Source organism: Paracoccus sp. SCSIO 75233 (assembly GCF_027912675.1).
GTDB lineage: Bacteria > Pseudomonadota > Alphaproteobacteria > Rhodobacterales > Rhodobacteraceae > Paracoccus.
The window spans coordinates 2,832,313-2,857,730 of record NZ_CP115757.1 but is presented as its reverse complement, the minus strand read 5'-3'; the positions used below and the strand labels follow the sequence as shown (position 1 = coordinate 2,857,730).

The window sequence follows — 25,418 nt, the reverse complement described above, 5'->3', positions numbered from 1 at the left end:
TGGAACTTCGCGCGGCCGATGCCGTTTTGCCCGTGACAGCAAAATTTGAAGAGCGGTGCAGCTTATGGAATTCAATATGTTCTCTGGAATTATCGGCCTGATCATCTTCGCCCTCGATGTTTGGGCGATTGCTCAGATCATTAATTCCGGTGCAGACCGTAATATGAAGATCATCTGGGTTCTGGTGGTTGCCATATTGCCGGTCATCGGGCTGATTGCGTGGTATCTTGCCGGGCCGAAATCGAATTTGGGCTAGCCACCTGCCCTGCCCGCCCTCCATCGTCAGCCCATCGGCTCACACAGCCCTTTGATCGGCGGATGTGGTCTGCGGATAGCTTGTCGCTTCCTCCGCTTGAGCTGGCTCGCTGTGGTTTCTGTGAAACCGGACCATCCGGTTGCCGCCCGTTAAGGCGGACACGGTCCAGTTCAAAACGCCCTCGTGGCTCGGGTCCAGGAGAATGCCGTGGCGATCCGCGTGGCCGCCTGTGCCGAGTGCTGCTTCCAGATCGGCCAGCCCCGGTGCGTCAGCCCATTCTCCGCGCCACGCGACAAGCGCGCCTGAGATTTGCTGATGCCTGGCACCCCATAGCCCGGCATAGGGCTGGTTACATATGACGACGTTGCCGTCGGTGTCGAACACGATGATGCCAGTTTGGATGCTGTCGAGAACCTGCATATTCATATTGAGTTCCGCGCGGAAACCCCTCGCCAGTGAGGTTTCCGCCGTTATATCCTCGATTTGCAGCACCACCTGCCCGGCGGTCAGGGGGCGGCCCGTAATGCGATATGTCATTCCTGCCGGAAGCTGCCATGTCTCCACATGATGTTCTTTCGTGGCCGTCGCCACCAGCGTCGCGATTTTCCGGCGCCAGCCCCGGTAATCCCGTGGTTCCGGGATCATCCTCAGCTCCCGAAGCTGATCCAGAAGACTGTCGAGCGACGGCTTTGCGGCAAGAAACGATGCCGAAAGCCCGGTCAGATTCACCAGCGCCGGATTGAAAAGCTGAAGCCGGCCTTCGCTGTCGAAGATCGCCAATCCGATCTGAAGTTCCGCGAAAGCCTTGGTCAGGGTCTGTACAAACTCCCGAAGATGCCGTTCGACCCGGACCTCGTTATCTGCGGGCAGTGCATAGATTGTCGTGCCGCCGGGATTCGTGACCGGGAAGGTCTCCACCCAGCAGCTATTTCCGCCGAGACTGACTTCCGATCTCGTCGGGGCGTGGTCTTCGGCGGGCATATCCGGGGCGAGATATTCATGAAGCGGCAAGCCGTCATCGCTTGGCCCCGTCGCCTCTGCAGCGTGAGCAAAAAGCGTGTTGGCCCAAAGCAGATGTTTGGCAGGGTCCCGGCGCGCGATCATGATTGGTGCCGCGTCCAAAACCTGCCTCAGCATCGCAAGCTCCGCCTGAAGGAGGCTTTGCAGAACCGGATCGACGGCAGGACCGGCGGTTTCGCCTTCGGGTCGGATCAAGGTTACACGGATCAGGTCGCCCGGCATTTTCTCTGCCAGCACCCGGAACCCGGCGAAGCCCCCGGCCTTTCTGGATGTCAGATATCCCGCGACGTTGTCAGCCAATTGGCGGCGCAGGTTTTCTATGCCATCGAAGTGCTGCGCCAGCCAGCCCTCAAGCGAAACAAGGTCGCTGCCGCCGCAATGTTCGAGAATGGCCTTGGCGGGCGCGGTCGCATCGACCAGCTTTTCGTTTTGGAACAGAAACACGCAAGGCACCAGCCGCGCGGGTTTCCAGGGCCGAAAACGCCCTCGCTGCAAAATCCACCGGTCGCTAAAAAGCCAAAAAAATGCAGCCGTCGCGCCACCCGAAAACAATGCGATAAAGGCAATAGACCCAGTCATCATCCGCCATTCTTGCAGCCTTATGGTCGGATTTAGGGCAATTGGGTTAATTGTTGGTTAAGTCGCTAGTTTATCTGCGGATTTTCGGAAAGTGCGATCCTGTCGCTGGCGTTAATGCGGCTGATCGGCCACGAAATGGAGACGCGCGCGCCAACCGGGCCATTCGCGTAGGTCACCTGTGCGCCGCTGCTTTCCAAAAGCGTTCGCGCGATGAACAGGCCGAGGCCCATGCCTTCATACCCTGCCCGCCCGTCATTCCGCCGACCAACCGGAAACGGATCGCCGAGCCGGCCCAGCATATATGTCGGAAACCCCGGCCCGTCATCGCTGATGGTCAGATCAATCTGTCGTTCACTCCATTCCGCGGTAATAATGACCTTTGACTCGGCAAAATCCACGGCATTCTGGATTATGTTGCGCAAGCCGTGAACCACCCCCGGATCGCGATGGATCGTCGGTGCACCGCTTTCATCTGACAGCGTGATGGTGATCCTGGTGCCGCGTTCGGCATGCGGTGCAGCAGCCTCCTCTAGCACCGTACGCAATGGCGCTGCGTGTAGCGTCAGATCATCCTTTCCGGCCTGACCCATCGAGCGCATGATCTCGCGACAGCGGTCGACGGAAAGGGCCAGCGTTGCCGCGTCTTCGGTCAGGTCGATGCGATCGGGCAGGGCCTCCTCCAGCTCGTCCTTGAGCTCGGATGCGATCAGCTTGATCGTTGCCAGCGGCGTGCCCATCTCATGCGCGGTTGCAGCGACGATGCCGCCGAGATGCTGAAGCTTCTGCTCACGCGCCAGCGCCGTTCGGGTGGCGAACAGCGCATTTGCGGTCATCGCGAATTCTTCGGAAACACGCCGGGCATAGAACGCGAAAAACACCACGCCGATCAGAATGGCGATAAAATGGCCGAATTGCAGAATGGGCGGCATCGACAGATCCAGCGTCTCATGCTTCAGCGGCAGCGCCAGCCACGCAGCGATGGAGATCATCACGACGGTGGCAATACCGACCAGGATGGTTTGCCGGCGGCGCAATGCCGTGGCCGCGATGGTGACAGGCGCAAGCACCAGCAGGGCGAACGGATTGGACAGCCCGCCGGTGAGGCCGATCAGCAGCGAGATCTGGGCGAGATCGAAGACAAGCTGCCATGTCGCGCCGCTTTGGGTCACGCGCAAGGGCGACATGATCATCCATAAATTGACTGCCGCGCCCATGCCGACAACCAGAAGGGCAGGCCCCCGGGCGAACTCTATCCCCGCCAGAGAGGCGACGATGATCGCGGCAAGCTGTCCGCCAAGCGCCACCCAGCGTAGCAATATCAGGGTTCTCCGGCGGATGGGTTCGGCCGGTCTTCCCTGATTGGTATTGAATGCCAAGGTAAATTCTTCGGAATGCGACATTTTAAATCTGCTGCGTAAGGTCAGTGATCGTTGATATTCGGCATGAATTGCGCAATCAATCCGTCACAGTGTTTTTGGGGGCAATTATGAACGATAAGCGAATTCTGATTGCAGGCGTTGCGGCGACGGCGATTGTACTGGTCGGCGGCTGGCTGTGGTTAAATCGTGGTCCGGGAGACGGCGGGGACCGCTTCGCCTCATGTCGCACGGCCGTGGTCGCGGGCGGAGCCGGGGCATTGGGCGGGCCTATAGAGATGACCGATGAGACCGGCGCGCGCGTGACCAATGAGGATTTGTTCACCAAGCCCTCGCTGGTTTATTTCGGCTTTACATACTGCCCTGATGTCTGCCCGCTTGATAACGCGCGCAATGCCGAGGCACTCGACCTATTGGATGAGGACGGGATCGACGCCCAGGCGATCATGGTTTCCGTCGACCCGAAACGCGACACGCCAGAGGTGCTTGCGGACTATACCTTCAATATGCACGAGAAAATGATCGGCATTACCGGCACGCCAGAGGAAATCGACTCAATGGCCAAGCTATGGAAAGCTTATTACGCCGTCCATGACGATGGTTCCGATGATTATCCGGTTGATCACAGCACGAATACCTATCTGGTATTGCCCGATTACGGCACGGTAGAGTTTTTCCGCCGCGACCTGACACCAGCGCAACTTGCTGAACGCGTTGCCTGTTTTGTCGACGCTTCTTAATGCCCCAACCGTTTGCGTCTGCCTTATTATCAGCGTAATAAACTTGATATTTCATCGGCGGAGGTGGGAATGTCCGAAACGGTTATGCACAATGTAGGTGACGATCCTTCGCTTCTTTTGGTTGATGACGACGAAATTTTCGTTAACCGCCTTGCCCGCGCAATGGAGCGCCGCGGGTTTGAGCCGACCGTCGCGCTTTCGGTTTCCGACGCCTTGGGCGCGGTCAGGGCTAAAGCACCCGCCTATGCGGTTGTCGACCTGAGGCTGGAGGATGGCAACGGTCTGGACGTCATCGACGCGATGCGCGAAGTGCGCCCGAATGCGCGTGTTATCGTCCTGACCGGCTATGGCGCAATCGCAACGGCCGTTGCGGCGGTAAAAATGGGCGCCACCGATTACCTTGCGAAACCTGCGGATGCGAATGACGTTGCGTCAGCTTTGCTTCAGGTCGGGGAAACGCTGCCGCCGCCGCCGGAAAACCCCATGTCCGCCGACCGGGTAAAATGGGAGCATATTCAACGCGTTTATGAGCAATGTGATCGAAATGTAAGCGAAACAGCCAGACGATTGCATATGCATCGCCGCACACTTCAGCGGATTTTAGCCAAAAGAAGTCCAAAATAAATAATTAGATTGCTGGTGAATTGACATCATTACTTTTCAAGCATAATTTTACAAATCCTAAAATTAATCGGAGTTGATATATGTTGGATATCGAACGCATGTCTCTTAAGGAGCTGCGTGATCTGCGGACCAAGGTTGAGCGGGCAATTTCTAGCTTTGAGGAGCGTAAGCGCCGTGAAGCCCTGGCAGCAGTGGAAGAGGCGGCGAGAGAGCATGGCTTTTCGCTGAATGAACTGACGGGAAGCAAGGGCCGGCGCGTCGGGAAAGCGGCTGCGAAGTTCGTAAACCCCGAGGATAATTCGCAAACCTGGAGTGGTCGTGGCCGTCGCCCGCGCTGGATTCAGGACGCGCTTGAGGACGGAAAGTCCCTGGAAGAGCTAGCAGTATAAGTTAAAACAGCTTGCGGTGTATGTTAATTGCCGCAAGGGTTTTATCAATTTTGAGTACATTCCAATAGATAAATCTAATTAGAAGTCGGAAATCAGTTCGTTGAAACGTGCCAGATAAGCGGCGCGCGCCTCTGCGGGCGGGCGCAGCATGATCGTCAGACCCTCGCAATGCTCCGGATTTGGCCTTTTGAAAATCCCGCGAGCCTCTTTTTCCGAAAACCCCGCAATCTCGATGGCTTCAAGCCACGCGGAGACCTGATCGGCGCGTTTGATCTGCCGTTTGATTTTCGCAGGTAGTTTCGCGGGCAGCCCGAAACGGCGGTGCACAGCTTCGGCCACACGCTCATCCATTTCCCCGTACTCGCGGCCAAGCGCGCCCTTGACGGGGGAAATCATGTCGCCGAGGACATATTCAGGGGCATCATGCAGCAAGGCGGCGAGTTGCCATTGCACATCGATCCCGGGCGACATCCGTGTAAAGGCCTGTTCGACCAGCAGCGAATGCTCGGCGACCGAATAGGGCCAGTCACCCCGCGTCTGCCCGTTCCAGCGCGCAACGAAGGCTAGGCCGTGCGCGATATCCTCGATTTCAATATCGAAGGGCGTGGGATCGAGAAGATCCAGCCGACGGCCTGACAGCATTCGCTGCCAGGCGCGATTTTCGGTGCGGGGCATTTATTGATCGCCGTGCGATCAGGAAACCGGCGCGTCTGCGGGTTTCTCGGACTGCGCGCGGCGTGCCAGTTCCTGGCGATACAGCGCGACGAAGTCGATCGGGTCCAGGTTGACCGGCGGGAAGCCGCCATCGCGGGTAACGTCGCTGATGATGCGGCGCGCAAAGGGGAACACCATGCGCGGGCATTCGATCATCAGGAACGGATGCAGCTGATCGTCGGGGATACCCGAAACATGGAAGACAGCGCCATATTCCAGCTCACACAGGAACAAGCTCTTGCTGTCATTGGTGTTTTTGGATTCGACGCGGTAGCGGCTGATGATCTCGTAGTGGCCCTCGGCATTGCGCTTGCGCGCGTCGAGGCTGACCTGAACCGAAATCTCGGGCTTGACGTCCGCACCGGCGAGACCGTTTTGCGCGACGAGGTTCTCGAACGACATATCCCGCACGAACTGGGCAAGGATCTGAAGGCGCGGCTGCGCCGGCTGCTGCGGCTGTCCGTCGGTCTGCGGGGCGGCTTGCGGGTTTTCGTCAGTCATGAGGGTCCTCTCGGGAAACTTGGGTTCGCGGCGTTCTATCATCACAGCGCATGCGTCTCAATGTCGCCGGTTAATATCGACCGGGTTAATATGAGCGTGGCGGTTCCTGATCCGATTGCGTCCAGCCGGACGGCTTACGCGAGCCGTTGCGGCGTGTGTCCTGGTCCTGCGGGGCAGGGCGGTCGCGCTCGATATCCTCGCGCGTCGAATAGGGATCTTCCTGAACCGTATATTCGCCGTCGATCACGCCATCGTCGCGGCCCGGCCAGCCGTGGCTGGGTTGGCGCGAGGTGTCGAAGCCGAAGCCCACGCGGGTCACCTTCACCCGGCGTCCGGCGACCCGCATAACCCAGTCCCGCACGGCCGGGATCAGCAGCAACAGACCCATGGTGTCCGTGAAAAATCCCGGCGTCAGCAACAGCGCGCCCGCGAACAGGATCATCGCACCATGCGCAAGCGGGCGGGTCGGGTCGTTCAGCGTGCGGAACGAATCCTGCAACTCCGCCAGCGCCCGTCGTCCCTGACTGCGGATAAGGGCCGATCCGACGACGGCGGACAGGATCACAAGTGCAATCGTCGGCCAGACCCCAATGATCCCGCCGACCTGGATGAGCAGGGCGATCTCGATGATCGGGATCAGGATGAACAATATGAACAGCGGCATGTCTCTCCTCTTGGACCGGGAAACTGGACTCGTTCCCCTTGCGACCCTACATAGGTCCGGAACGCAGAATTACAAACCGCCGATATGGGCGTCAAAGGATGGCGATGTCGAACCCGATGATCCAACTTATTGTGCTCGCCGCGATTGCGGTTTTCCTGATCATTCGCCTGCGCGGCGTACTGGGCACGCGCGACGGGTTCGAGCCGACGCGGGTCGAACAGCGGCAGGCGGAGCGGGATTTCGAAGTCATCGACGGCGACAAGGCCGCTCCGCAGGATGAGGATCTGACCGATCACGTCGATCCCGAAAGCCCCGCCTATGCCGCGTTGCTGGCCATGAAGCAGGTTGAGCCCGATTTCTCGCTGGGCGAATTCCTGTCCGGGGCGAAGCAGGCCTATGAAATGATCCTCGTCGCCTTCGAAAAGGGCGATCTGGGCGAGGTTCGCCCATTCCTTGCCGAAGAGGTTGCCGGGGCATTTCAGGGTGCGATCGATGCGCGCGACCGTGCCGGACAGACCGTGGATGTGCAGTTTCTGGGGACGCGCGAAACCGCGCTCGCCGCGGCGGAGTTCGATACCTCGACCAATCAGGCAGCACTTTCGGTGCGCTTCCTTGGCGAGATGCTGGTCGCCACCCGCGATGCCGAGGGCAAGGTGGTCGATGGCGATGCGTCCACCCCCCGCAAGCAGCGTGACACCTGGACGTTTGAACGGGTGATGGGCGAGGCCGATCCGAACTGGCAACTCGTCGCAACCGGCGTTTAATGCCCCGGCGGCGCGGCCTGTCGTCCGAGGACCGCGAACTCTGGTCCCGCGTGACGCGCAGCGCAACGCCGCTCCACCCCAAGCCGCGAAAAGACACACCGGCGCCCGAGCCTGAACGCAAAAAGGCCGTGCCGGTGGTTCCGCGCGCGCCGCAGGATTTTCTGGAGGAGAGGCGCTTTCGCATTGGCGCGGGTGGCAAGACCAAACCGCAAAAACACGATCTCGCGCCGTCGCCCGCTCAGGCATTGTCGGCGCACCCGCTGCGGATGGATCGCAAGGTGCATAAGCAGATGACGCGCGGAAAGCTGCGCCCGGAGGCGAAGCTGGACCTGCACGGGATGACGCTCGCCGAGGCGGGGCCGGAACTGGCGCGGTTCATCCTGTCCTGCCACGCACGCGGTTTCCGTCTTGTGCTTGTGATCACAGGCAAGGGCAGCCGTGCCGCCGACCCCGGACCGTTGCCGACCAGACCCGGCGCGCTGCGTCATCAGGTGCCGCACTGGCTGCATAGCCCGCCATTATCGCAAGTCGTCCAGCAGGTCAGCTCCGCCCATCTGCGCCACGGCGGGGAAGGGGCCTATTACGTCTATCTGCGTCGCTGAGATTTGGGCGGCAGGCTGTCGGCGAAGGCAACGGCGCGGGCGATCCAGTCGGCAAGTACCGCGTCTTCCGTGATCCCTTCAGGCCCGACCGTCACGAAGGCCTTCGGTGTGCGACCGCCACCAATCTGCATCGGCGCGACATGCGGTTCACCAAGCGCCGCCGCCGCGCCGTCCTTGCCAAGCCGCAGCATCAGGCTGTCGCCGATGACGCCGCAGGTCATATTGCCGCTGCGCATGAAGCACAGCCCGCCCATCATCTTCAACTCCTCACCCCCGCCAAAGCGTTCGAGCGCGGCGCGGATCTGCTCAGCCAGCCCCTCATCATAAGCCACACCCGTGCACCCCCTGCCTGCGCGTTGGATAACGCCCAATTTGTGGAATAATCTGCTGATTTAGCATCAGGTCATTGTCATGTTGATTGCATCCAGCATGGTCGAGTGTGTGTCAGTTCAGCGTTTCGGTCAACAAAATGTCTTTACCGTAAAAGGCGCAGAAGACACCCTACGGCACTCACCATCCTTAAGACGAGGTTTCTTGGTCGTTGAGCGGAAGACCTGGCGACTAATTTCCGGGTTTGGCAATTCTCGCCCTAGGGCGATGAGAGCGAGCACGCTTTTGGAACCACTTCCATCACGCCAAATCTACAGCTCAGCGCGAAATATGGCCGCCCGCAGCTCTATCGCCGCATTCTTGCAACTGCGCCGGAACCGCATCCAGCCTCCAACGCTCACCCACCCACCAACTGCCGATAAATCCGGGGCAGGGCGAAGATCAGTTTTTCCGGGTCGGGCACGACGGCGAAGCCGCCTTGTCCGAACAGCCGGGGGAACCAGGATCGGGCGTCGCGGTCGACGGTGATGCCAAAGACCGATTGCCCGGCGCGGCGTGCCTCGCGCACGGCTTTGGCGGAGTCTTCGATCCCGTGGCGGCCTTCGTAGTGGTCGAGGTCGTTGGGTTTGCCATCGGTGATCACGATCAAAAGCCGTCGTTTGCGGGGCTGTCGCGAAAGCTCGGCGGAGACATGGCGGATCGCTGTGCCCATTCGCGTATAGAAGCCCGGCCGCAGCGCGCTGAGGCGGCGTTCGACGAGCGGTCCCATTTCCTCGGAAAATTCTTTGCAGTTCTGCACATAGACCCGGTGCCGCTTCAGTGACCAGAACGCATTGATCGCAAAATCATCGCCGCAGGCATCGAGCCCCCATGCCAGCGCGTTCAGGGCCTCGCGTTCAATATCGATGACGGCGCGGCCAGTGATAGCGCTCTCGGTCGAACGCGACGCGTCGAGCAGGATTGAGACTGCCAGATCGCGCGCCTCGGGCCGGGTCTGCATCCAGACGCGGTCACAACCCTCGCCGCTTGCGCGTCGGTCCGCCTCTGCCCGGACGGCTGCCTCGATATCCAGCGCATCGCCGTCCAGATGTCCGCGTGTGGTCATCCGGGCGGGGCGCAGTGCTTCGAACTGACGCTTGACCGCACGGATGCGGCGGGAGGCAGCGGGATCGCGGGCGAAGCCGTCATCGGCGGGCTCTGCCACGGAGGCAAGGACGCAAGCGTGGTCGGGCAGGTAGACACCGGCGCGACAGTCCCATTCTGGGTAGGTCAGCTTTTCGGACAGGCGCTCGCGGTCGACATCTTCCGGCGCCAGATCGAGATGCAGCTTCAGCCTTGTGGGCGGTGCCTTGCTGATCTGGCCCAGCCCGATTTCGTCCTGATCGTCGGCGGCCTTTCGGGCATTGTCGGGATCGTCGTCATCCACCCGGCGATTGATGTTGAGGAATTCGGCCCAGGACAGGATCGCTTCAAATTTATGCAGGATGAAACTGTCGCTCCGCTCGGCCTGCTCGGATTCGCGCCGCCGGGCACGATGGGTCCGGCCCTCGCCGTCCTCTGGCGCGGCGTCGGCGGTTTCGGCGTGGTCCATTTCGTGACGGGCGCTGCTTTCCACGGCGCGCAGCTCCGGCCAGAGCGGCACAGGCCGGTAGGGTCGATAGCCCCGTGGCGCGGTCTGGCCGAAAGCGCCGCCATCATTCATGGCCGCCCATATCTCAGCGGCCTCGGGGGGCAGGGGCGCGCCCAGCATGTGCCGGATCATGGCTTCGACCGCTGCCTCTGCCGGTGGCAGGGGCGGCTGCGGGCGCTGTGACAGATATGCATGGCACAACGCCTGATAAAGGCGTGTCAGCCCGGGCGCATCGGCCAGCGTTGCGGCGACCATGTCGCGCGCCGCCGCCAGAGCGCGCAAATCCGCACGCAGCGGGTCGTCCTCTCGATGACGTTCCGGCGCATGTGCCGCTGCCGCGGCGAGCCAGACATAAAGGGCGGCGTTCGCCTCCCGCTCGGGGAAGACGGCCAGTCTTGCGGGCAGGCGCAGCGCCTCGCCGTCGAAGCTGGTGCGGGGAACGGTTTCCACCGGGGTGCCAAGCCTGCGCCGCCAGGGCAGACGGTGAGAACTCACCTCTTCCGAGACCGGGCGCAGCTCGACAGACGGGCTGCCGCCCAGGCCCCGGAAAAGGACCGCCAGTCGCCCGCCGACCTCGGAAAGATCGACCGCGGCTCCCTCATGCGCCTCGGGCGCATCCAGGCGACTGACGAAGGCGTGCCATAGTTTCCCGACGCTTTCCTCGGGTTCCCACGGCTCGAAGGTGATCCGGTTCACGGGGCCAACCTCACCCAAAGACGGCCGTGACCAGATCGAGGAGCCCGCGTTTCGTATCCTCATCGTCGGTCAGCGGTTCAATCATCGCGACGTGGATCGCCCGCTCGACGGGCAGGCCCTGATGGATCAGCGTGGCGGCATAGACCACGAGGCGGGTTGAAACCCCTTCCTCCAGATCCTGCCCTTTCAAACCGCGCAGTTTGCCCGCCAGCCGCACAAGCGCCCTAACCCGGTCGGGGTCCAGCCCGCTTTCCCGGGCGACGATCCGCTCTTCCTCCGCCGGTTCGGGGAAGCTGAATTCGAGCGAGACAAAACGCTGACGGGTCGAGGGTTTGAGGGTTTTGAGGATGTTCTGGTAACCGGGATTATAGGACGCGACCAGCATGAAGCCGGGGGCGGCAATCAACTCTTCCCCGGTGCGGTCGATCGGCAGGATGCGGCGGTCGTCGGTCAGCGGATGCAGCACGACGGTCACGTCCTTGCGGGCCTCCACCACCTCGTCGAGATAGCAGATCGCGCCATCGCGCACCGCCCGCGTCAGGGGGCCGTCGACCCAGACGGTTTCACCACCTTTCAGCAGGTAGCGTCCGATCAGGTCGGCGGCGGACAGGTCGTCGTGACAGGCGACGGTGTGAAGCGACCGGCCCAGCCTCGCAGCCATATGCGCGACGAAGCGGGTCTTGCCGCAGCCGGTCGGTCCTTTCAGCAGCAGCGGCAGGCGGTTGTTGAATGCGGCTTCGAAAACCTCGCATTCATCAGTCTGGGCAAGGTAGAAGGGGGCCTCAGCCCCCTCCGTCCGATCTGGTTTGCCGGTCATCGGTGTTACTCCGCGGCCATGTGGTCGGGATCATCCGTCAGCCCGCGACGCTTTTGCGGGCCCGGAGGGACCAGCTCCTTGCGCGGCATTGCCAGCGAGTAGATGAGCATCAGCACACCGATGAACACGGCGACGCCCGAGAAGAAGCGCATCCAGTAGAAGATCGTGAGCTGGTCCTGCACGTCCATGAAATACTCACCCAGCACGCGCTGCATATGGGTCTGTACCGTGCCTGCGAAGGTCAGGGTAAAGGTCATGAAGACCATGCCGCCCGACATCAACCAGAAGGAGCTCATGTTGAGAACCTGATTGTACGGATCGCGGTTGCGCAGGATCGGCATCGCATAGGTGAAGATCGCGATATTCAGGCAGACATAGGCGCCATAAAACGCCAGATGCCCATGCGCTGCCGTGATCTGGGTGCCGTGGGTGTAGTAGTTTACCCCGTGCAGCGTGTGCAGGAAGCCCCAGACACCGGCGCCGAAGAAGGCGAGTGTGGCACAGCCCAGCGACCAGAGCAGTGCGGCCTTGTTGGGATGATCGCGCCGGCCCTTCCAGACCATGACGAAGGCGAAAGCCATCATGGCGAAGAACGGGACCACTTCCAGCGAGGAGAAGATCGAGCCGATCCACTGCCAGTAGCCCGGTCCGCCGACCCAGTAATAATGGTGCCCGGTGCCGAGAATGCCGGAGAACAGCGCCAGTGCGACAATGACATAGAGCCATTTTTCCACCACTTCGCGGTCAACGCCGGTCAGCTTGAGCATCAGATAGGCCAGGATCGACGCCATGATCAGTTCCCACACGCCTTCGACCCAGAGGTGAACCACGAACCACCAGTATTGCTTGTCGAGCGCGAGGTTTGACGGGTTGTAGAAGGCAAACAGGAACAGCAGTGCAAGCCCCCAGAGGCCCAGCAGAAGGACATTGGTGATCGCCGTCTTCTTGCCTTTCAGCACGGTCATCGAGACGTTGAACAGGAAAATCAGCGCCGCAACCACGATACCGACCTTCACCCATTTGGGTTGCTCCAGAAATTCACGCCCCTCCTTGCCGAGAAGCCAGTTCCCCTCGAACAGGTTGAAGACATAGGTGAGCACCACACCCAGCGTTCCGACCACCAGGATGATCAGCTGAAGATAGGCCAGCTTTGGCGAATAGATGTCGCGCTCCGCCTCTTCCGGGATCAGGAAATAGGCAGCACCGAAAAAGCCCAGCAACAGCCAGACGATCAGCGAATTGGTGTGCAGCATCCGCAAAGTGTTGAACGGCAGAAGCTCCGCCATGAAGTTGGGGTTGACGTAGACATAGCCGACCATCAGCCCGCCGATGATCTGGATCGCGAAAAGCGCCAATGCCACCGAGAAATAGGCCATCGCGATCTTTTGCGTTTGATATTTCATCTCACTTGTCCTTTCTCAGCCGGCGTCATTGGGGGGCCAGTTCTGGGTATCGATCGTGCCGGTCCACAACAGAAAATCCGACAGCCCGCGATATTCCTCTTCGGTCAGATCGAAGGCCGGCATCTGGCGGCGACCTTCGATCCCGCTCGGCATGGCTTCCATCCAGCCGCGCAAGGTTTCGTAGGCGGCCTCGGCGTCGTCATCGACACCCCAGCGGATCATGACATTGCCGAGTTCGGGCGCGAAATAAGCGCCTTCGCCGAGCAGTGAGTGACAGTTGATGCAGGCATGTTTTTCCCAGACATGCTTGCCGAGTTCCACGCTATCGGTGAGCCCTTCGGCATCGGTGGATGTGGTGACGATGTAGCGATGCGAATGCAAAGCCAGCGCCGCAAAAATGAGAATGAAGAACAGCGACCCGCCATAGAATATATTTCGGGCCATGCTTTTGGTCATGACGTCGCGCATAGCGCTCTCCTTCGCCCGGTTGGATGGAGAGCTTATGAAGGGCGCTTTCAGATACATCCTTAACGGAAGTCAAGGAGAATAAATTCTCTTAAAACGGTATCTTAGTTTCGCTCGGCCGACAGGCGGGAAACCATGCGCGCGCAGAATTCAGGGGCGCTGGATTTTCAGCCGATTTGTCCAACTATTGTTGGGCGAAAGCCGGAAATCCGTTGGATTGGATCGGTGGCAACAATTATACCATAGATAGTAGTCTGCGACATAATTACATCCTTAACGGAAGTCAAGGAGGGGACTCAGACCCGGTGCGAGACAGACCACGGCCTCACCAGCTTTACGGAGACAACGTCATGCAAAGTATAAGAGCCATACCCAGCCGTCTGTTGATCACCAGCGCCGCGCTGGCGTTGGCCGTTGCCGGCCCGCTTGCGGCTCAGGAAGAGCCCGAACCGGCAGAGGAAAGCAGTGCCACTGCGGCATCGTCGGGCGGTTACGACACGCTTGGGGATCTGAACCTTGAGATCCCGGGCCTCGGTCCCGACGACCCGATTATAAATCAGGAAGAATTCGACCTCGCGAACGAGATTTATTTCCAGCGCTGCGCAGGCTGCCACGGCGTGCTGCGCAAGGGCGCGACCGGCAAGGCGCTGACTTCGGACCTCACCCGCGAACTGGGTTACGACTACCTGCAGAGCTTCATCACCTATGGCTCGCCCGCCGGTATGCCGAACTGGGGGACCTCCGGCGATCTGAGCGAGGAAGAAATCGACGTCATGGCGCGTTACCTGCTTCTCGATCCGGCCTCGCCGCCGGAATGGGGCATGGAGGAAATGCGCGAAAGCTGGAAGGTCGTCGTCGCACCGGAAGATCGCCCGACAGAGAAGATGAATGACATCGACATCGACAACCTGATGTCGGTCACGCTGCGCGACGCCGGGCAGATCGCCCTGATCGACGGCGGCACCTATGAAATTCACGCCGTCATCGAAACCGGCTACGCGGTGCATATCAGCCGGATTTCTGCATCCGGGCGCTATCTCTTCGTCATCGGCCGCGACGCGCGGGTCAATATGATCGACCTCTGGATGGAAACCCCGGCCACCGTGGCGGAGATCAAGGTCGGGATGGAGGCGCGCTCCGTCGAGACCTCTAAGATGGAAGGCTGGGAAGACAAATACGCCATCGCCGGCGCGTACTGGCCGCCCCAATACGTCATCATGGACGGCGACACGCTGCAGCCGCTCAAGATCAAGTCCACCCGTGGCATGGTCTATGACGAGCAGAGCTACCACCCCGAACCGCGCGTGGCGGCGATCCTGTCGAGCCACTACCGGCCGGAATTCATCGTCAACGTCAAGGAAACCGGCAAGATCCTTCTGGTCGACTACACCGACCTCGAAAACCTCCAGACCACGGAGATCGAGGCGGAGCGGTTCCTGCATGACGGCGGGCTCGACAGCACCCGGCGGTATTTCATCACCGCGGCGAATGCGCGCAACAAGCTGGTGGTGATCGACACCAAGGAGGGCAAGCTTGTCAGCATCACCGACACCGAAGGGCTGACCCCGCACCCGGGTCGCGGCGCGAACTTCGTGCACCCCGATCATGGTCCGGTCTGGGCAACCTCGCATCTGGGGGACGAGTCGGTCGCACTGATCGGGACCGATCCGGAAGGCCATCCGGACAAGGCCTGGAAGATCACCGAGACGTTCTATGCCCTTGGTGGCGGGTCGCTGTTCATCAAGACGCACCCGGAATCGGAAAACCTCTATGTCGATGCGACGCTGAACCCGGATGAAGAGATCTCGTCTTCGGTCGCAGTGTTCAAGATCCCGGACATGAAGGAAGGCGAAGATCCGCCGTTCATCACCCTGCCGATCGGCGAATGGGCCGGGATCGAGGACGGTCAGCCGCGCGTCGTGCAGCCCGAATTCAACCGGGATGGTACGGAAGTCTGGTTCTCGGTCTGGAATGCCAAGGATCTGGAAAGCGCCATCGTTGTGGTCGATGACAAGACGCTGGAGCTGAAGAAGGTCATCAAGGATGAGCGCCTCGTGACCCCGACCGGCAAGTTCAACGTCTACAACACAAGGGCCGATATTTACTGAGCCCCCACGCGGCGGACGGTCCCTGACGTCCCCTTTCCCCGTCCGCCGCAATTTTATCCAGCGATTGCCAGATAGGAAGACATGCCATGACGAGCTCCGGAAAAGTGTATCTGATCGGGGCCGGCCCCGGAGATCCGGAACTGATGACGCTGCGCGCGATGCGCATGCTCTCGCAGGCGGATGTGGTGGTTTTTGACAGGCTCGTTTCCCCAGAAATTCTCGCGACATGTCCGGCAAGGGCAGAACGCATCGCGGTCGGCAAGGCGGCGAAGCATCATTCCGTGCCGCAGGACGAGATCAACGCCATCCTTCTGGCGCAGGCCCTGAAGGGTCGCATCGTGGCGCGGCTGAAGGGGGGCGATCCGCTGATTTTCGGACGCGGTTCGGAAGAGGCCGCGTATCTTACGGCGCGCGGCATCGAGGTCGCCTACGCACCCGGCATCACCGCCGCTCAGGGCGCGGCAAGCGCCACCGGCGTCCCGCTCACCCATCGGGGGCTGGCGGGGTCGGTCCGATATGTAACCGGCCACCGGCAGGCGGGACAGGTGCTCGACCTGGACTGGAAGCGGCTTGCGGACCCGGACTGCACCCTCGTCGTTTATATGGGGGTTGCCAATATCGGCCAGATCGCCGTGGGTCTGATGACCGAAGGGCTCGACCCCGCGACACCGGTCCTTGCCGTGGCAAATGCCACGACTGTGCAGGAAACGCGGCTCGTATCCCAGCTCGACCGGCTGGGCCGGGACATTCGTCTGTCCGGGCTGACAGCGCCGGTTCTGTTCGTGATCGGCCGCGTCGTCTCGCTTTATTCCGAAACCGCTATCCCGTCAGAGATGGCGGCACGGGCAATGACGGCGGCGCATGCGTAGCCTTCTGGTCCTTGCGATCTCATGTGCTCCGGCACTGGCCGGGGATCTTGATGGCGATGCGCTCCGGCGGCTTGTCCATCAGGATTGCGGCTCCTGCCACGGGCTCACGCTCAAGGGTGGTCTGGGCCCCGGGCTGACAGCGGACATGCTGGCCCATTACGACCGCGACGGACTGGCCTCCGTCATTCTTCAGGGCGTGCCCGGAACGCCGATGCCGCCGTGGGCACCGTTGATGTCGGACGAGGAGGCACGCTGGATCGCCGATTATCTTCTAACGGGAGAAAACGAATGAGACCCCTGATCCTGACCTTCGCAGCACTGGCGTTCGCCGGGACCGCCGCCATGTCAGAGACCGTGGCCACCGGCGATCTGGGGTTGGTGATCGAGCGCGCCAGCGGCTCCGTCCTGCTTATCGACCAGTCCGACCGGGCGGCTCTGGCCCGGATCGAGGGGTTGGGCGATCTGTCGCATGCCTCGCTGGTCTATTCGCCGGACGAACGCTTCGCCTATGTCTTTGGTCGTGACGGAGGATTGACCAAGGTCGACATCACCGAACGCCGCATCGCTGGCCGGGTGGTCCAGGCCGGAAACGCCATTGGCGGCGCGATCTCCGACGATGGCGCATTGGTGGCCGTGTCGAATTACGAACCGGGCGGCGTGCGTATTTTCGACGCCGAAACGCTGGACATGGTGGCCGATATTCCGACCGGGTCGAAGACCATCGGGCTGGCTGATGCGCCCGGCAGACGATTTGTCTTCAGCCTCTGGGATGCGGGTGAGACATGGATTGCCGACCTGTCCGGCGACGATCCCGACATCACGAAAATCACCGGGATTGGCCAGAACCCCTATGATGCGCTGATGACCGGAAATGGCCGGACCTACATCGCGGGGCTCTTTGGAGAGGACGGGCTGACCGCGCTGGATCTGTGGGCCGAAACGCCGGAGCCGATACAGGTGCTGCCCGGCTATGGTCGTGGCGAGGCGCCTTTGCCGGTCTATAAGATGCCGCATCTGGAAGGATGGGCGTCGACGGGTGCCGAGTTCGTTCTGCCTGCAGTGGGACGGCACGAGGTGCTGTGGGTGGATGCCCGCGATTTCACCGAAACAGGACGCACGGCGACATATGGCCGGCCCGTTTTTGCAATGGCCCGACCGGATGGACGGCAGGTCTGGGTCAATTTCGCCCATCCGCTGAACGACACAATTCAGGTGATCGATACGGTGACCAAGCAGGTGGTCCATGAGTTCAAGCCCGGTCCTGCCGTGCTGCATATGGAATTCACGCCGCGCGGGAACGAGGTCTGGATATCGGTCCGGGATGCCGGAAAGATCATGATCTACGACACGAGAACGTTTGAAAAACGTGGTGAGATCGAGGCCGAAAGTCCCTCGGGCATCTTCTTCACCGCCCGTGCGCATCGGACGGGGCTGTAATGCAGAGCGTCGCAGATCCCGTCGATGCCGCCCTGCTGAACGACTGGCAGCGGGGATTTCCCGTCATACCGGCCCCTTTCGCGGTTCTCGCCGCACGGCTGAGCATCGGCGAATGCGAGGTTCTGGAGCGGCTCGGACGGATGCAGGAGGCCGGGCGGATCGCCCGCGTCGGCGCAACCTGTGCGCCCAATATCGTATCTGCCAGCACGCTCGCAGCCTTGCAGGCCGGGCCGGATGAGCTGGAACATGTGGCCGGAATTATCGGGCAGGAGCCGGGCGTCAACCACTCCTACCTGCGGGAGGACGCGTGGAACCTGTGGTTCGTGGTGACGGGCCCGGATCGCACGCATGTGGATAACGCTCTGGCCCGCATTTCCGAGCGCACCGACCGACAGGTGCTGGACCTGCGGCTGGTGCGACCGTTCAATGTCGATCTCGGTTTCTGCATGAAGGGACAGGCCGGGCCTGTGGCCGGGCCGCGATCCGTGGACCGCGCGGCGATGCGAACGGGCGACCGCGAGATCCTGCAATGCCTGACCCGGGGCCTTCCGCTCACGCCGCACCCCTGGGCCGCCATCGCATCCCATCTGCGCCGCCACGAAGAGGAGGTGCTGGAACGTGTGGCGGCTCTGGCCAAGGCCGGGGTTATCTCCCGGCTCGGTGTGATCGTGCGCCATCGGGCACTCGGCTGGCGGTCAAATGCGATGTGCGTCTGGAATGTCAGTCACGACGACTGTGCCGAGATCGGGCCGGTTCTGGCCCGGCTGCCCGGCGTGACCCTGTGTTATGAGCGCCGGCCGGTTGCCGGGATCTGGGATTACCGGCTCTACAACATGATCCACGCGCGCAGCCGGTCGGAGGCATTGGCGACACTTGCCCGGATACAGGCCCTGCCGGGGCTCGCCCGGGCGGCGCACAAGGTTCTGTTCTCCACCCGCTGCTTCAAACAAACCGGCGCCTTGATCCTGTCGGAAAAAGGAGAGGCCGCATGAAACTGGACCCGACAGACCGTGCCCTGATCAATCGTTTGCAGGAGGGATTGCCGCTCGTTCCCGCACCTTTCGACAGCATCGCCGCAGAGCTGGGGACCAGCGTCGACGACCTACTCGCGCGGCTTGAGCGGATGAAGGCAGGCGGTGCCATAACGCGTTTCGGCCCGTTCTTCGATGCGGCGGCCATGGGCGGCGCATTCTGCCTTTGTGCAATGGCGGCGCCGGAAGCGGAATTCGAAGAGATTGCAGAGCGGGTCAACGCATTTCCGCAGGTGGCGCATAATTATCAGCGGGCGCATCGGCTGAATATGTGGTTCGTCCTGGCGACCGAGACGCCGGAAGAAATCACGGCGGCGGCAGACGGGATCGCGCGTGAAACCGGGATCGAGGTGCTGCGCTTTCCGAAACGGCGGGAATTCTTCATCGGCTTTCGGGTGGCGGCATGACGGTTACGGATCGGGATATCGTCCGGGCGCTGCAGGGCGGGTTGCCCTTGGCAGCGCGCCCCTATGCCGCCGCCGCCGCATCGCTGGGCCTGTCGGAAGCCGCCTTGCTGCAACGCTTGCAGGCGATGCAGGACAGTGGTGTCATCCGCCGTATTGCCATTGCGCCCAACCATTATCGGCTGGGCATGACGGCCAACGGCATGACGGTCTGGGATGTCGAGGATGCCCGCGTGGCGGAGTTGGGCGCGAAGGTCGGCGCGCTGCCCTTTGTGACCCATGCTTATGAACGCCCCCGTGCGCCGCCTGACTGGACATATAATCTTTTTGCAATGGTGCATGGCACAACACGCGATGAAGTCGAGGCGAAGCGGGCCCGGATCGCCACGCTTCTGGGCGCCGCATCGCGCGCGAATGACATTCTCTATTCAACACGGATCCTGAAAAAGACGGGGCTGCGGCTCCGCCGGAAAGGAGCGGCATGTTCCGACTGAGCGAATATATGCGCCAACTGGTCGAACCGACGCCGGTCAGGCAGCGCCACGGGCCGGTCAAGCCGGTGGTGATCTGGAACCTGACCCGTCGCTGCAATCTCAGATGCCGGCATTGCTATACGGTGTCGGCGAATGTCGATTTTCCCGGCGAGCTATCCACTGAAAAGGCCTTTGAGGTGCTCGACGATATTGGCCGGATGGGCGTGCCGGGGCTGATCTTGTCGGGTGGTGAACCTTTGTCGCGAGATGATTTCTTCGACATTGCCGCCCATGCCCGCGGCAAGTCGCGGATGCTTGCGCTCTCGACCAATGGCACCGGAATATTTGGCGAGACGGCGGATCGGGTGGCGGAGATCGGGTTCCACTATGTCGGGATCTCCATCGATGGGATCGGTGCCACGAATGACTGGTTCCGTGGCGTTGAGGGATCCTTTGACGACGCCCTGCGTGGCGTGCGCGCATGCAAGGCGCGTGGCATCAAGGTGGGTGTGCGGTTCACCCTGACAGAGGGCAACCATCAATGCCTGCCCGATATTCTGCGGTTCTGCGACGATGAAGGCGTGGATAAGTTCTACCTCTCGCATCTGGTCTATGCCGGGCGCGGCGATAAGAACCGCGGCGAGGATGCCAGACACACGCGCAGCCGCCGGGCAATGGACCTGCTGATCGCCCGAGCGTGGGAGGGGGAAACGGGCGGCCAGATGCTGGATATCGTGACCGGCAACAACGACGCCGACGCCGGCTATTTCCTGCACTGGGTCCGGCGGAATTTCGACGCGAGGAAAGCGGCGCATCTGCGCGCGCATCTGGCGGCTTGGGGGGGCAATTCGTCGGGTCTCGGCGTGGCCAATATCGACTTCCTCGGCGATGTGCATCCCGACACTTACTGGTCGGATTACACCGTGGGCAATGTGAAGGAGACGCCGTTCTCAAAGATCTGGACGGGGGACGATCCCATGCTGGCGGTCCTGCGGACCCGGCCCCGCCCGCTGAAGGGTCGCTGCGGAGCCTGCAAGCTGAAGGATATCTGCGGCGGCAACACGCGGATCAGGGCGCTGCAACTGACCGGCGATCCCTGGGCCGAGGACCCCGCCTGTTACCTGAGCGGGGACGAGATCGGCGTGACCGAAGCCCCCCGTCTGGAAACCACCCCCTTCCGAGGTAAACGACATGACCCGGTTCATAATTTCGATTAGGGCTGCCGCAGCCGCACTGCTGCTATGTCCGCCCACCCAGGCCCTTGCCGAAGCGGATGAGGATTTCCGGACCCACTGCGCCGAATGCCACGGCGAAAACCGGCTGGGTGGGCTGGGACCGGCGCTGATCCCGGAAACGCTTGGCCGGATGCGGGGACCGGTTCTGGACGAGGTGATCGCCCTCGGTCGCCCGGCCACACAGATGCCCGGCTTTGCCGAAGCGCTGACAGCGGATCAGATCGCCGCCCTGACCGAATATCTGACGACGCCGCTGGACGTCGTGCCGGACTGGACCGACATCGACATCACGGCCAGCCGGGAGATGAGCACCGGATATGAGGCGGCCGATGCGCCGATCTGGTCCGCCGATCCGATGAACATCACCTTGGTGGTGGAAACCGGCGATCATCATGTTTCCGTGCTGGATGGGGACAGTTTCGAGGTGCTCGACCGGTTCCCGACGCCGTTCGCCGTGCATGGCGGGCCGAAATTCAGCCCGGACGGGCGGTTCGTCTTCATCATGTCGCGCGATGGCTGGGTGCAGAAATACGACCTGTGGTCGCTGCAGGAAGTGGGCCGGGTGCGCGCCGGGCTCAACAGCCGCAATATCGCGATCAGCCGCGACGGAAAATGGCTCGCCGTGGCCAACTACCTGCCGATGACACTGGCGATCCTGTCGACCGATGATCTGACGCCGGTCAAGGTCATGCCAATCATCGCCAGGGACGGAACGCAAAGCCGCGTTTCCGCGGTCTACCAGGCACCGCAACGCGACTCCTTCATCCTCGCGCTCAAGGACGCGGCCGAGATCTGGGAGGTTGCGACCGACCCGGACGCGGCGGCGGTCTATGAAGGGTTCGTCCACAGCTATGAAAAGGATATGGTGGAGGCCATCCCGTCCTCCGAGGGCCTCTTCGCCCGGCGCCGGATCGAGATCGCCGAACCGCTGGATGATTTCTTCTTCTCCGACGACTACAGAAACCTGATCGGCGCGGCGCGCGACGGCAGTCGCGCCGTGGTGGTCAACCTCACCGTCGGGCAGGAGATTGCCGAGCTGCCGTTGAACGGTATGCCGCATCTGGGGTCCGGTATCAGCTGGGACAGGGGCGACCGGCGCGTGATGGCCACGCCGCATCTGAAGGAAGGCAAGATTTCGGTCATCGATACGGAAAGCTGGGAACTGGTGAGCACCATCGAAACCGAGGGCCCCGGCTTCTTCCTGCGCAGCCACGAAAACACCCCCTATTTCTGGGCCGACGTCTTCTTTGGCCCGAATCGCGATGTCATGCATGTCATCGACAAGCAATCGCTGGAGATCGTGAAAACGCTCCGCCCCGAACCCGGCGCCACGGTTGCGCATGTGGAGTTCACGCGCGACGGGCGATATGCGCTGGTCTCTGTCTGGGAGGAGGACGGTGCCGTGATCGTCTATGATGCGGCAACGCTGGAAGAGGTGATGCGTCTGCCCATGAACAAGCCGTCAGGGAAATACAATGTCTGGAATAAGATCACCTTTTCCGAAGGCACCAGCCATTAGGACTGTAACCGAAGCGGTCGGCGGCTCGCCGGTGTCGGGGGCCGTGTCATGAGCCGCGACGGCAGGTGGCCGGTCTGGAAGCTGGCCTTGCTTCTCTACCCCTTCGCAATGCTCGCCGTGGCGATCAACCTGTTCATGCTCGCATTGATGGGCCAGGCACTCGGCTTTCAGGCACTCCCGCCGGTGACAGCCCTGATCTGCGCAGTCCCTCTGGGCATCCCGGCGGCACTTGCAACCGGATATTGGGTGCGCGGCCTGATGGACGAGGCGGAGTGAGGTTCGGCCACAGAGATTGCGACAGAACCGCTGGATCAGGCTCTGCGGTCCCAAGCTTCTGCTGCGTGGTATGGCTGCAGTATTGCTTTGTATCATCACAGTAAAAACGAACGACGATCACATATGCATGCTGCATCTTGACCATGTATCCGCGATAAATAACTCTTATCGCGGCTCTTGGCTATGATGCAATAGCGCGCCATAATCCCCGCATGCGCACGCCAAATCCCCCTGCTCTGCCCCTGCCCGCAACGCTTTTCAGCAGCGATGCCGGACTGCTCACCGATCTTTACCGTCGCGGCACCCCGGAAAACACGTTGCGCGCCTGGGAGCGGGATCTGGCCTATATCAGCGCTTGGAAACGGACCGCTTTCGCAGCACCGCTGGCCTGGCCGGAGGCGGAGGAGGTGGCGCTGCGCTTCGTGCTCGATCATTCGGTCGACCTCACCGACAGCGACGGCGAGGCCCGTGCCGTGGCGGACGCGCTGATCGCCGCCGGGCTGCGCAGGACGCTCGCTTGCCCGGCCCCGGCGACGCTGGACCGGCGCATCGCCTCGTGGCGGGCGTTTCACCGGATGCGCAACCTGCCTTCGCCGTTCGAGGCGCCGCTGATCCGGCAGGCCCGTGGCCGGGCGAGGCGGGCAGCGGCGCGGGAAAGGACCCCGAAATCGGCCCATCCCATCACCCGGCAGGTGCTGGAGGCGATGCTGGCGACCTGCGATGGCAGTCATCGCGGGATGCGCGACCGCGCGGTGCTGATGCTCGGCTGGGCCTCGGGCGGGCGGCGGCGGTCAGAGATCGCCGGGCTGAATGTCGACGATATCGATGCCCGCGAATTCACCGAGAAAGGCTTGATCCGCATCCGGCTGCTCTCGACCAAGACCACTGGTCCGGAGCGCGCGCCGCGCCTGCCGCTGAAGGGGCGGGCGGCGCGGGCGGTCCTGGGCTGGATCGGGCTGGCGCGGCTCGATAACGGGCCGCTGTTCCGGCCGATCAGCCTCGCCGACCGGCCCCTGCCCCGCCGGATCACCCCGGACGGCATTCGCGGCATTGTCCGTCACCGGCTGGAACTGGCCGGCTACCCGCCCGATTTCGCCTCGGCCCACGGGCTGCGATCGGGTTTCCTGACCCAAGCCGCGCGCGACGGCGCCCCGATTGCAGCGGCGATGCAGTTGTCGCTGCACCGCTCCGTCCAGCAGGCGCAGAGCTACTATGCTGATGTCGAGATCGAGGATAATCCGGCGACCGATCTGTTGGAGGATTGACCCCTCCGCCAAGTTTCGCCGCGAAACCTATTTCTCCAGCAACGAACGTATTTCCAGCATCAGACTATCCATCAGTTCGACGGTCAGCGCCTCGCCCTCAAAACGCAGGATATGGCCCCGTCCGTCCCGCGCGCGCCGGATGGTGATGCCCGCCGAGGTCACCAATGTCTGGTCGTCAGTCCAACCATATCGCACAGGCGGAGTTGAGCGCGGCCTGCCGCCCCTGCTGGTGTCGCGCGGTGCGGCCTCCAGATCGCTGATGGCAGGTTCCAGAATCGTCCATTCCTGGTCCGCATTCTCTGGCGTGTGCTGGGACAAGAGACTGCGCAGCTCCGTTTCCGCACCGCGCCGCAGCGCCGCCGCCAGACGCAGGCCGCGCTTCTCGGACAGGCGCTCGGGGAACTGCAGCATGTCACCGAGTTCCTCGAAGATCAGCGCAAAAGACCGGATCTTTGATCGTTTGGCCTTGGAGCCGGTCGCATAGAGCTTGTCCACGGCATCTTCGGTATTGGCGAAGGCACCTTGATTGGCGGCGATGACAGCGATGCGGCCGCGTTCAAAATGGCTGAGTTCCTCGCGAACCTCGTTTTCCTCGATCATTGAAATGAATGCGCTGCCGGTGTCTGCCCGGGGTCGGATGATGGCGCGGATGGTCCGGTGCTTCTCCGCCTCGGTCAGCTCCAGCAGGCCGCGCACCGCAAGCAGGCGGCGATAGCCGGACAGCAGACCGTAGCGCTGGCCAGCCGCACCGGGGTTTTCCATTTCAAAAACTTCAATGGGCAACCGCAGACCGTGTGCAGCGATGGACAGTCGCAGTTCCGTGATCGCCTCCTCGCTCATTGTCATGCGATCCCGGATCATGGCGCCTTCGTCGATCTCGTCGAGCGGGATCTCGACCATCAACAGGCCCTGTTCTTGCGCGGATTTCAGCCGTGCTGTGCTCTCTGCCGCAACCTGCGCGACTGGTTCCGGGGTTGGTCGATCCGAGGTTTCGCGGCGAAACTCTTCCTCGATCCGTTCGAGGTCGCCGCCGCTCGGGGTTTCAAGACGCCCGTAGTTATCCATCTGCCTACTCCATCTGCTGATCAGGCCATCATGTCCGTGGCTGCCAGAGCGTTGATCGTCGGGCAACCGAGGGCCGGGGGGAGTATCGGGGAGAATGATGTCGCAATCTTTAACGCTGCGGTCGTTGCAGAGCGCGACCCGGAGCCGCCAGCCCCTCAGCCCCATG

28 protein-coding genes are annotated in these 25,418 nt (G+C 61.9%); 17 read left to right on the top strand and 11 right to left on the bottom strand.

The features are described 5' to 3' along the window. Window positions 1-64: 64 nt before the first annotated feature. A complete protein-coding gene (locus PAF12_RS13910) occupies window positions 65-256 on the top strand; it encodes a PLD nuclease N-terminal domain-containing protein (RefSeq protein WP_368045146.1) in 192 nt (63 codons plus the stop codon). A gap of 39 nt (window positions 257-295) precedes the next feature. Here the strand turns inward: PAF12_RS13910 and PAF12_RS13905 are convergent, their stop codons facing one another. Both PAF12_RS13905 and PAF12_RS13900 read right to left on the bottom strand, forming a co-directional pair. After that, complete coding sequence (locus PAF12_RS13905; protein WP_271107590.1) at window positions 296-1,720, bottom strand: PAS-domain containing protein; 1,425 nt, start codon at window positions 1,718-1,720, stop codon at window positions 296-298. 200 nt (window positions 1,721-1,920) lie between these two features. Further along, a complete protein-coding gene (locus PAF12_RS13900; protein ID WP_271107589.1) occupies window positions 1,921-3,255 on the bottom strand; it encodes an ActS/PrrB/RegB family redox-sensitive histidine kinase in 1,335 nt (444 codons plus the stop codon). A gap of 86 nt (window positions 3,256-3,341) precedes the next feature. Between PAF12_RS13900 and PAF12_RS13895 the strand changes: the two genes are divergently transcribed. From PAF12_RS13895 to PAF12_RS13885, 3 genes are all read left to right on the top strand, one after another. After that, a complete protein-coding gene (locus tag PAF12_RS13895) occupies window positions 3,342-3,971 on the top strand; it encodes an SCO family protein (RefSeq protein WP_271107587.1) in 630 nt (209 codons plus the stop codon). 69 nt (window positions 3,972-4,040) lie between these two features. Continuing rightward, entirely contained in the window at window positions 4,041-4,595 is a 555-nt protein-coding gene (locus tag PAF12_RS13890) for an ActR/PrrA/RegA family redox response regulator transcription factor (protein WP_271107586.1), read from the top strand. A gap of 80 nt (window positions 4,596-4,675) precedes the next feature. Continuing rightward, complete coding sequence (locus tag PAF12_RS13885) at window positions 4,676-4,984, top strand: H-NS histone family protein (protein WP_271107585.1); 309 nt, start codon at window positions 4,676-4,678, stop codon at window positions 4,982-4,984. Between the two features lie 78 nt (window positions 4,985-5,062). Here the strand turns inward: PAF12_RS13885 and PAF12_RS13880 are convergent, their stop codons facing one another. From PAF12_RS13880 to PAF12_RS13870, 3 genes are all read right to left on the bottom strand, one after another. Continuing rightward, complete coding sequence (locus PAF12_RS13880; RefSeq protein ID WP_271107584.1) at window positions 5,063-5,659, bottom strand: HD family hydrolase; 597 nt, start codon at window positions 5,657-5,659, stop codon at window positions 5,063-5,065. A gap of 18 nt (window positions 5,660-5,677) precedes the next feature. Beyond that, complete coding sequence (secB, locus tag PAF12_RS13875; protein WP_271107583.1) at window positions 5,678-6,199, bottom strand: protein-export chaperone SecB; 522 nt, start codon at window positions 6,197-6,199, stop codon at window positions 5,678-5,680. A gap of 85 nt (window positions 6,200-6,284) precedes the next feature. Continuing rightward, window positions 6,285-6,863: an FxsA family protein gene (locus tag PAF12_RS13870; protein ID WP_271107582.1), complete on the bottom strand. Its 579-nt coding sequence runs from the start codon at window positions 6,861-6,863 to the stop codon at window positions 6,285-6,287. Window positions 6,864-6,967: 104 nt separating this feature from the next. Between PAF12_RS13870 and PAF12_RS13865 the strand changes: the two genes are divergently transcribed. Both PAF12_RS13865 and PAF12_RS13860 read left to right on the top strand, forming a co-directional pair. Further along, window positions 6,968-7,627, top strand: coding sequence for a Tim44/TimA family putative adaptor protein (locus PAF12_RS13865; protein WP_271107581.1), 660 nt, complete (start codon window positions 6,968-6,970; stop codon window positions 7,625-7,627). Next, window positions 7,627-8,229 carry a Smr/MutS family protein gene (locus tag PAF12_RS13860; protein ID WP_271107580.1) on the top strand — a complete coding sequence of 201 codons (603 nt, stop codon included), beginning with the start codon at window positions 7,627-7,629 and terminating at the stop codon, window positions 8,227-8,229. Before PAF12_RS13865 ends, PAF12_RS13860 begins: the two co-directional genes overlap by 1 nt. Here the strand turns inward: PAF12_RS13860 and PAF12_RS13855 are convergent. The 5 genes from PAF12_RS13855 to PAF12_RS13835 all read right to left on the bottom strand — a co-directional run bounded on the left by PAF12_RS13855 (window position 8,214) and on the right by PAF12_RS13835 (window position 13,573). After that, complete coding sequence (locus tag PAF12_RS13855) at window positions 8,214-8,561, bottom strand: TfoX/Sxy family protein (RefSeq protein WP_271107579.1); 348 nt, start codon at window positions 8,559-8,561, stop codon at window positions 8,214-8,216. The genes PAF12_RS13860 and PAF12_RS13855 overlap by 16 nt on opposite strands. A 395-nt stretch (window positions 8,562-8,956) precedes the next feature. Then, entirely contained in the window at window positions 8,957-10,885 is a 1,929-nt protein-coding gene (locus PAF12_RS13850; protein WP_271107578.1) for a nitric oxide reductase activation protein NorD, read from the bottom strand. 10 nt (window positions 10,886-10,895) lie between these two features. Further along, the gene (locus PAF12_RS13845; protein ID WP_271107577.1) at window positions 10,896-11,702 is read right to left on the bottom strand and encodes a CbbQ/NirQ/NorQ/GpvN family protein; all 807 of its coding nucleotides are present in this window, start codon (window positions 11,700-11,702) and stop codon (window positions 10,896-10,898) included. Window positions 11,703-11,707: 5 nt separating this feature from the next. Continuing rightward, window positions 11,708-13,105 carry a cbb3-type cytochrome c oxidase subunit I gene (locus tag PAF12_RS13840; protein ID WP_271107576.1) on the bottom strand — a complete coding sequence of 466 codons (1,398 nt, stop codon included), beginning with the start codon at window positions 13,103-13,105 and terminating at the stop codon, window positions 11,708-11,710. A gap of 15 nt (window positions 13,106-13,120) precedes the next feature. After that, window positions 13,121-13,573 (bottom strand): cytochrome c, encoded by a 453-nt coding sequence (locus tag PAF12_RS13835; protein ID WP_271107575.1) that lies wholly within the window; start codon window positions 13,571-13,573, stop codon window positions 13,121-13,123. A gap of 347 nt (window positions 13,574-13,920) precedes the next feature. Here PAF12_RS13835 and PAF12_RS13830 point away from each other — a divergent pair, with 347 nt between their 5' ends. From PAF12_RS13830 to PAF12_RS13780, 11 genes are all read left to right on the top strand, one after another. After that, window positions 13,921-15,678 (top strand): nitrite reductase, encoded by a 1,758-nt coding sequence (locus tag PAF12_RS13830; RefSeq protein ID WP_271107574.1) that lies wholly within the window; start codon window positions 13,921-13,923, stop codon window positions 15,676-15,678. An 86-nt stretch (window positions 15,679-15,764) separates the two neighbouring features. After that, the gene (gene cobA / locus PAF12_RS13825; RefSeq protein WP_271107573.1) at window positions 15,765-16,547 is read left to right on the top strand and encodes a uroporphyrinogen-III C-methyltransferase; all 783 of its coding nucleotides are present in this window, start codon (window positions 15,765-15,767) and stop codon (window positions 16,545-16,547) included. Continuing rightward, window positions 16,540-16,839 (top strand): cytochrome c, encoded by a 300-nt coding sequence (locus PAF12_RS13820; protein WP_271107571.1) that lies wholly within the window; start codon window positions 16,540-16,542, stop codon window positions 16,837-16,839. The genes cobA and PAF12_RS13820 overlap by 8 nt, the downstream gene beginning before the upstream one ends. Next, window positions 16,836-17,984, top strand: coding sequence for a cytochrome D1 domain-containing protein (locus PAF12_RS13815; RefSeq protein ID WP_271107570.1), 1,149 nt, complete (start codon window positions 16,836-16,838; stop codon window positions 17,982-17,984). Before PAF12_RS13820 ends, PAF12_RS13815 begins: the two co-directional genes overlap by 4 nt. Then, the gene (locus PAF12_RS13810; RefSeq protein ID WP_271107569.1) at window positions 17,984-18,976 is read left to right on the top strand and encodes an Lrp/AsnC family transcriptional regulator; all 993 of its coding nucleotides are present in this window, start codon (window positions 17,984-17,986) and stop codon (window positions 18,974-18,976) included. The genes PAF12_RS13815 and PAF12_RS13810 overlap by 1 nt, the downstream gene beginning before the upstream one ends. Continuing rightward, window positions 18,973-19,422, top strand: a complete 450-nt coding sequence (locus tag PAF12_RS13805; RefSeq protein ID WP_271107567.1) for an Lrp/AsnC family transcriptional regulator — start codon at window positions 18,973-18,975, stop codon at window positions 19,420-19,422. The genes PAF12_RS13810 and PAF12_RS13805 overlap by 4 nt, the downstream gene beginning before the upstream one ends. Next, complete coding sequence (locus PAF12_RS13800) at window positions 19,419-19,913, top strand: AsnC family transcriptional regulator (RefSeq protein WP_271107565.1); 495 nt, start codon at window positions 19,419-19,421, stop codon at window positions 19,911-19,913. The genes PAF12_RS13805 and PAF12_RS13800 overlap by 4 nt, the downstream gene beginning before the upstream one ends. After that, complete coding sequence (gene nirJ / locus PAF12_RS13795; protein ID WP_271107563.1) at window positions 19,901-21,109, top strand: heme d1 biosynthesis radical SAM protein NirJ; 1,209 nt, start codon at window positions 19,901-19,903, stop codon at window positions 21,107-21,109. Before PAF12_RS13800 ends, nirJ begins: the two co-directional genes overlap by 13 nt. Then, on the top strand, window positions 21,084-22,646 hold the full coding sequence (locus PAF12_RS13790) for a cytochrome D1 domain-containing protein (RefSeq protein ID WP_271107562.1): 1,563 nt from the start codon (window positions 21,084-21,086) through the stop codon (window positions 22,644-22,646). The genes nirJ and PAF12_RS13790 overlap by 26 nt, the downstream gene beginning before the upstream one ends. A gap of 48 nt (window positions 22,647-22,694) precedes the next feature. Next, window positions 22,695-22,922 (top strand): hypothetical protein, encoded by a 228-nt coding sequence (locus tag PAF12_RS13785; RefSeq protein ID WP_271107561.1) that lies wholly within the window; start codon window positions 22,695-22,697, stop codon window positions 22,920-22,922. Between the two features lie 212 nt (window positions 22,923-23,134). After that, a complete protein-coding gene (locus tag PAF12_RS13780; RefSeq protein ID WP_271107560.1) occupies window positions 23,135-24,187 on the top strand; it encodes a tyrosine-type recombinase/integrase in 1,053 nt (350 codons plus the stop codon). Between the two features lie 27 nt (window positions 24,188-24,214). On the opposite strand, the gene PAF12_RS13775 is transcribed toward PAF12_RS13780, so the two are convergent. Continuing rightward, window positions 24,215-25,252 carry a ParB N-terminal domain-containing protein gene (locus tag PAF12_RS13775; protein ID WP_271107559.1) on the bottom strand — a complete coding sequence of 346 codons (1,038 nt, stop codon included), beginning with the start codon at window positions 25,250-25,252 and terminating at the stop codon, window positions 24,215-24,217. Between the last annotated feature and the right edge of the window lie 166 nt (window positions 25,253-25,418).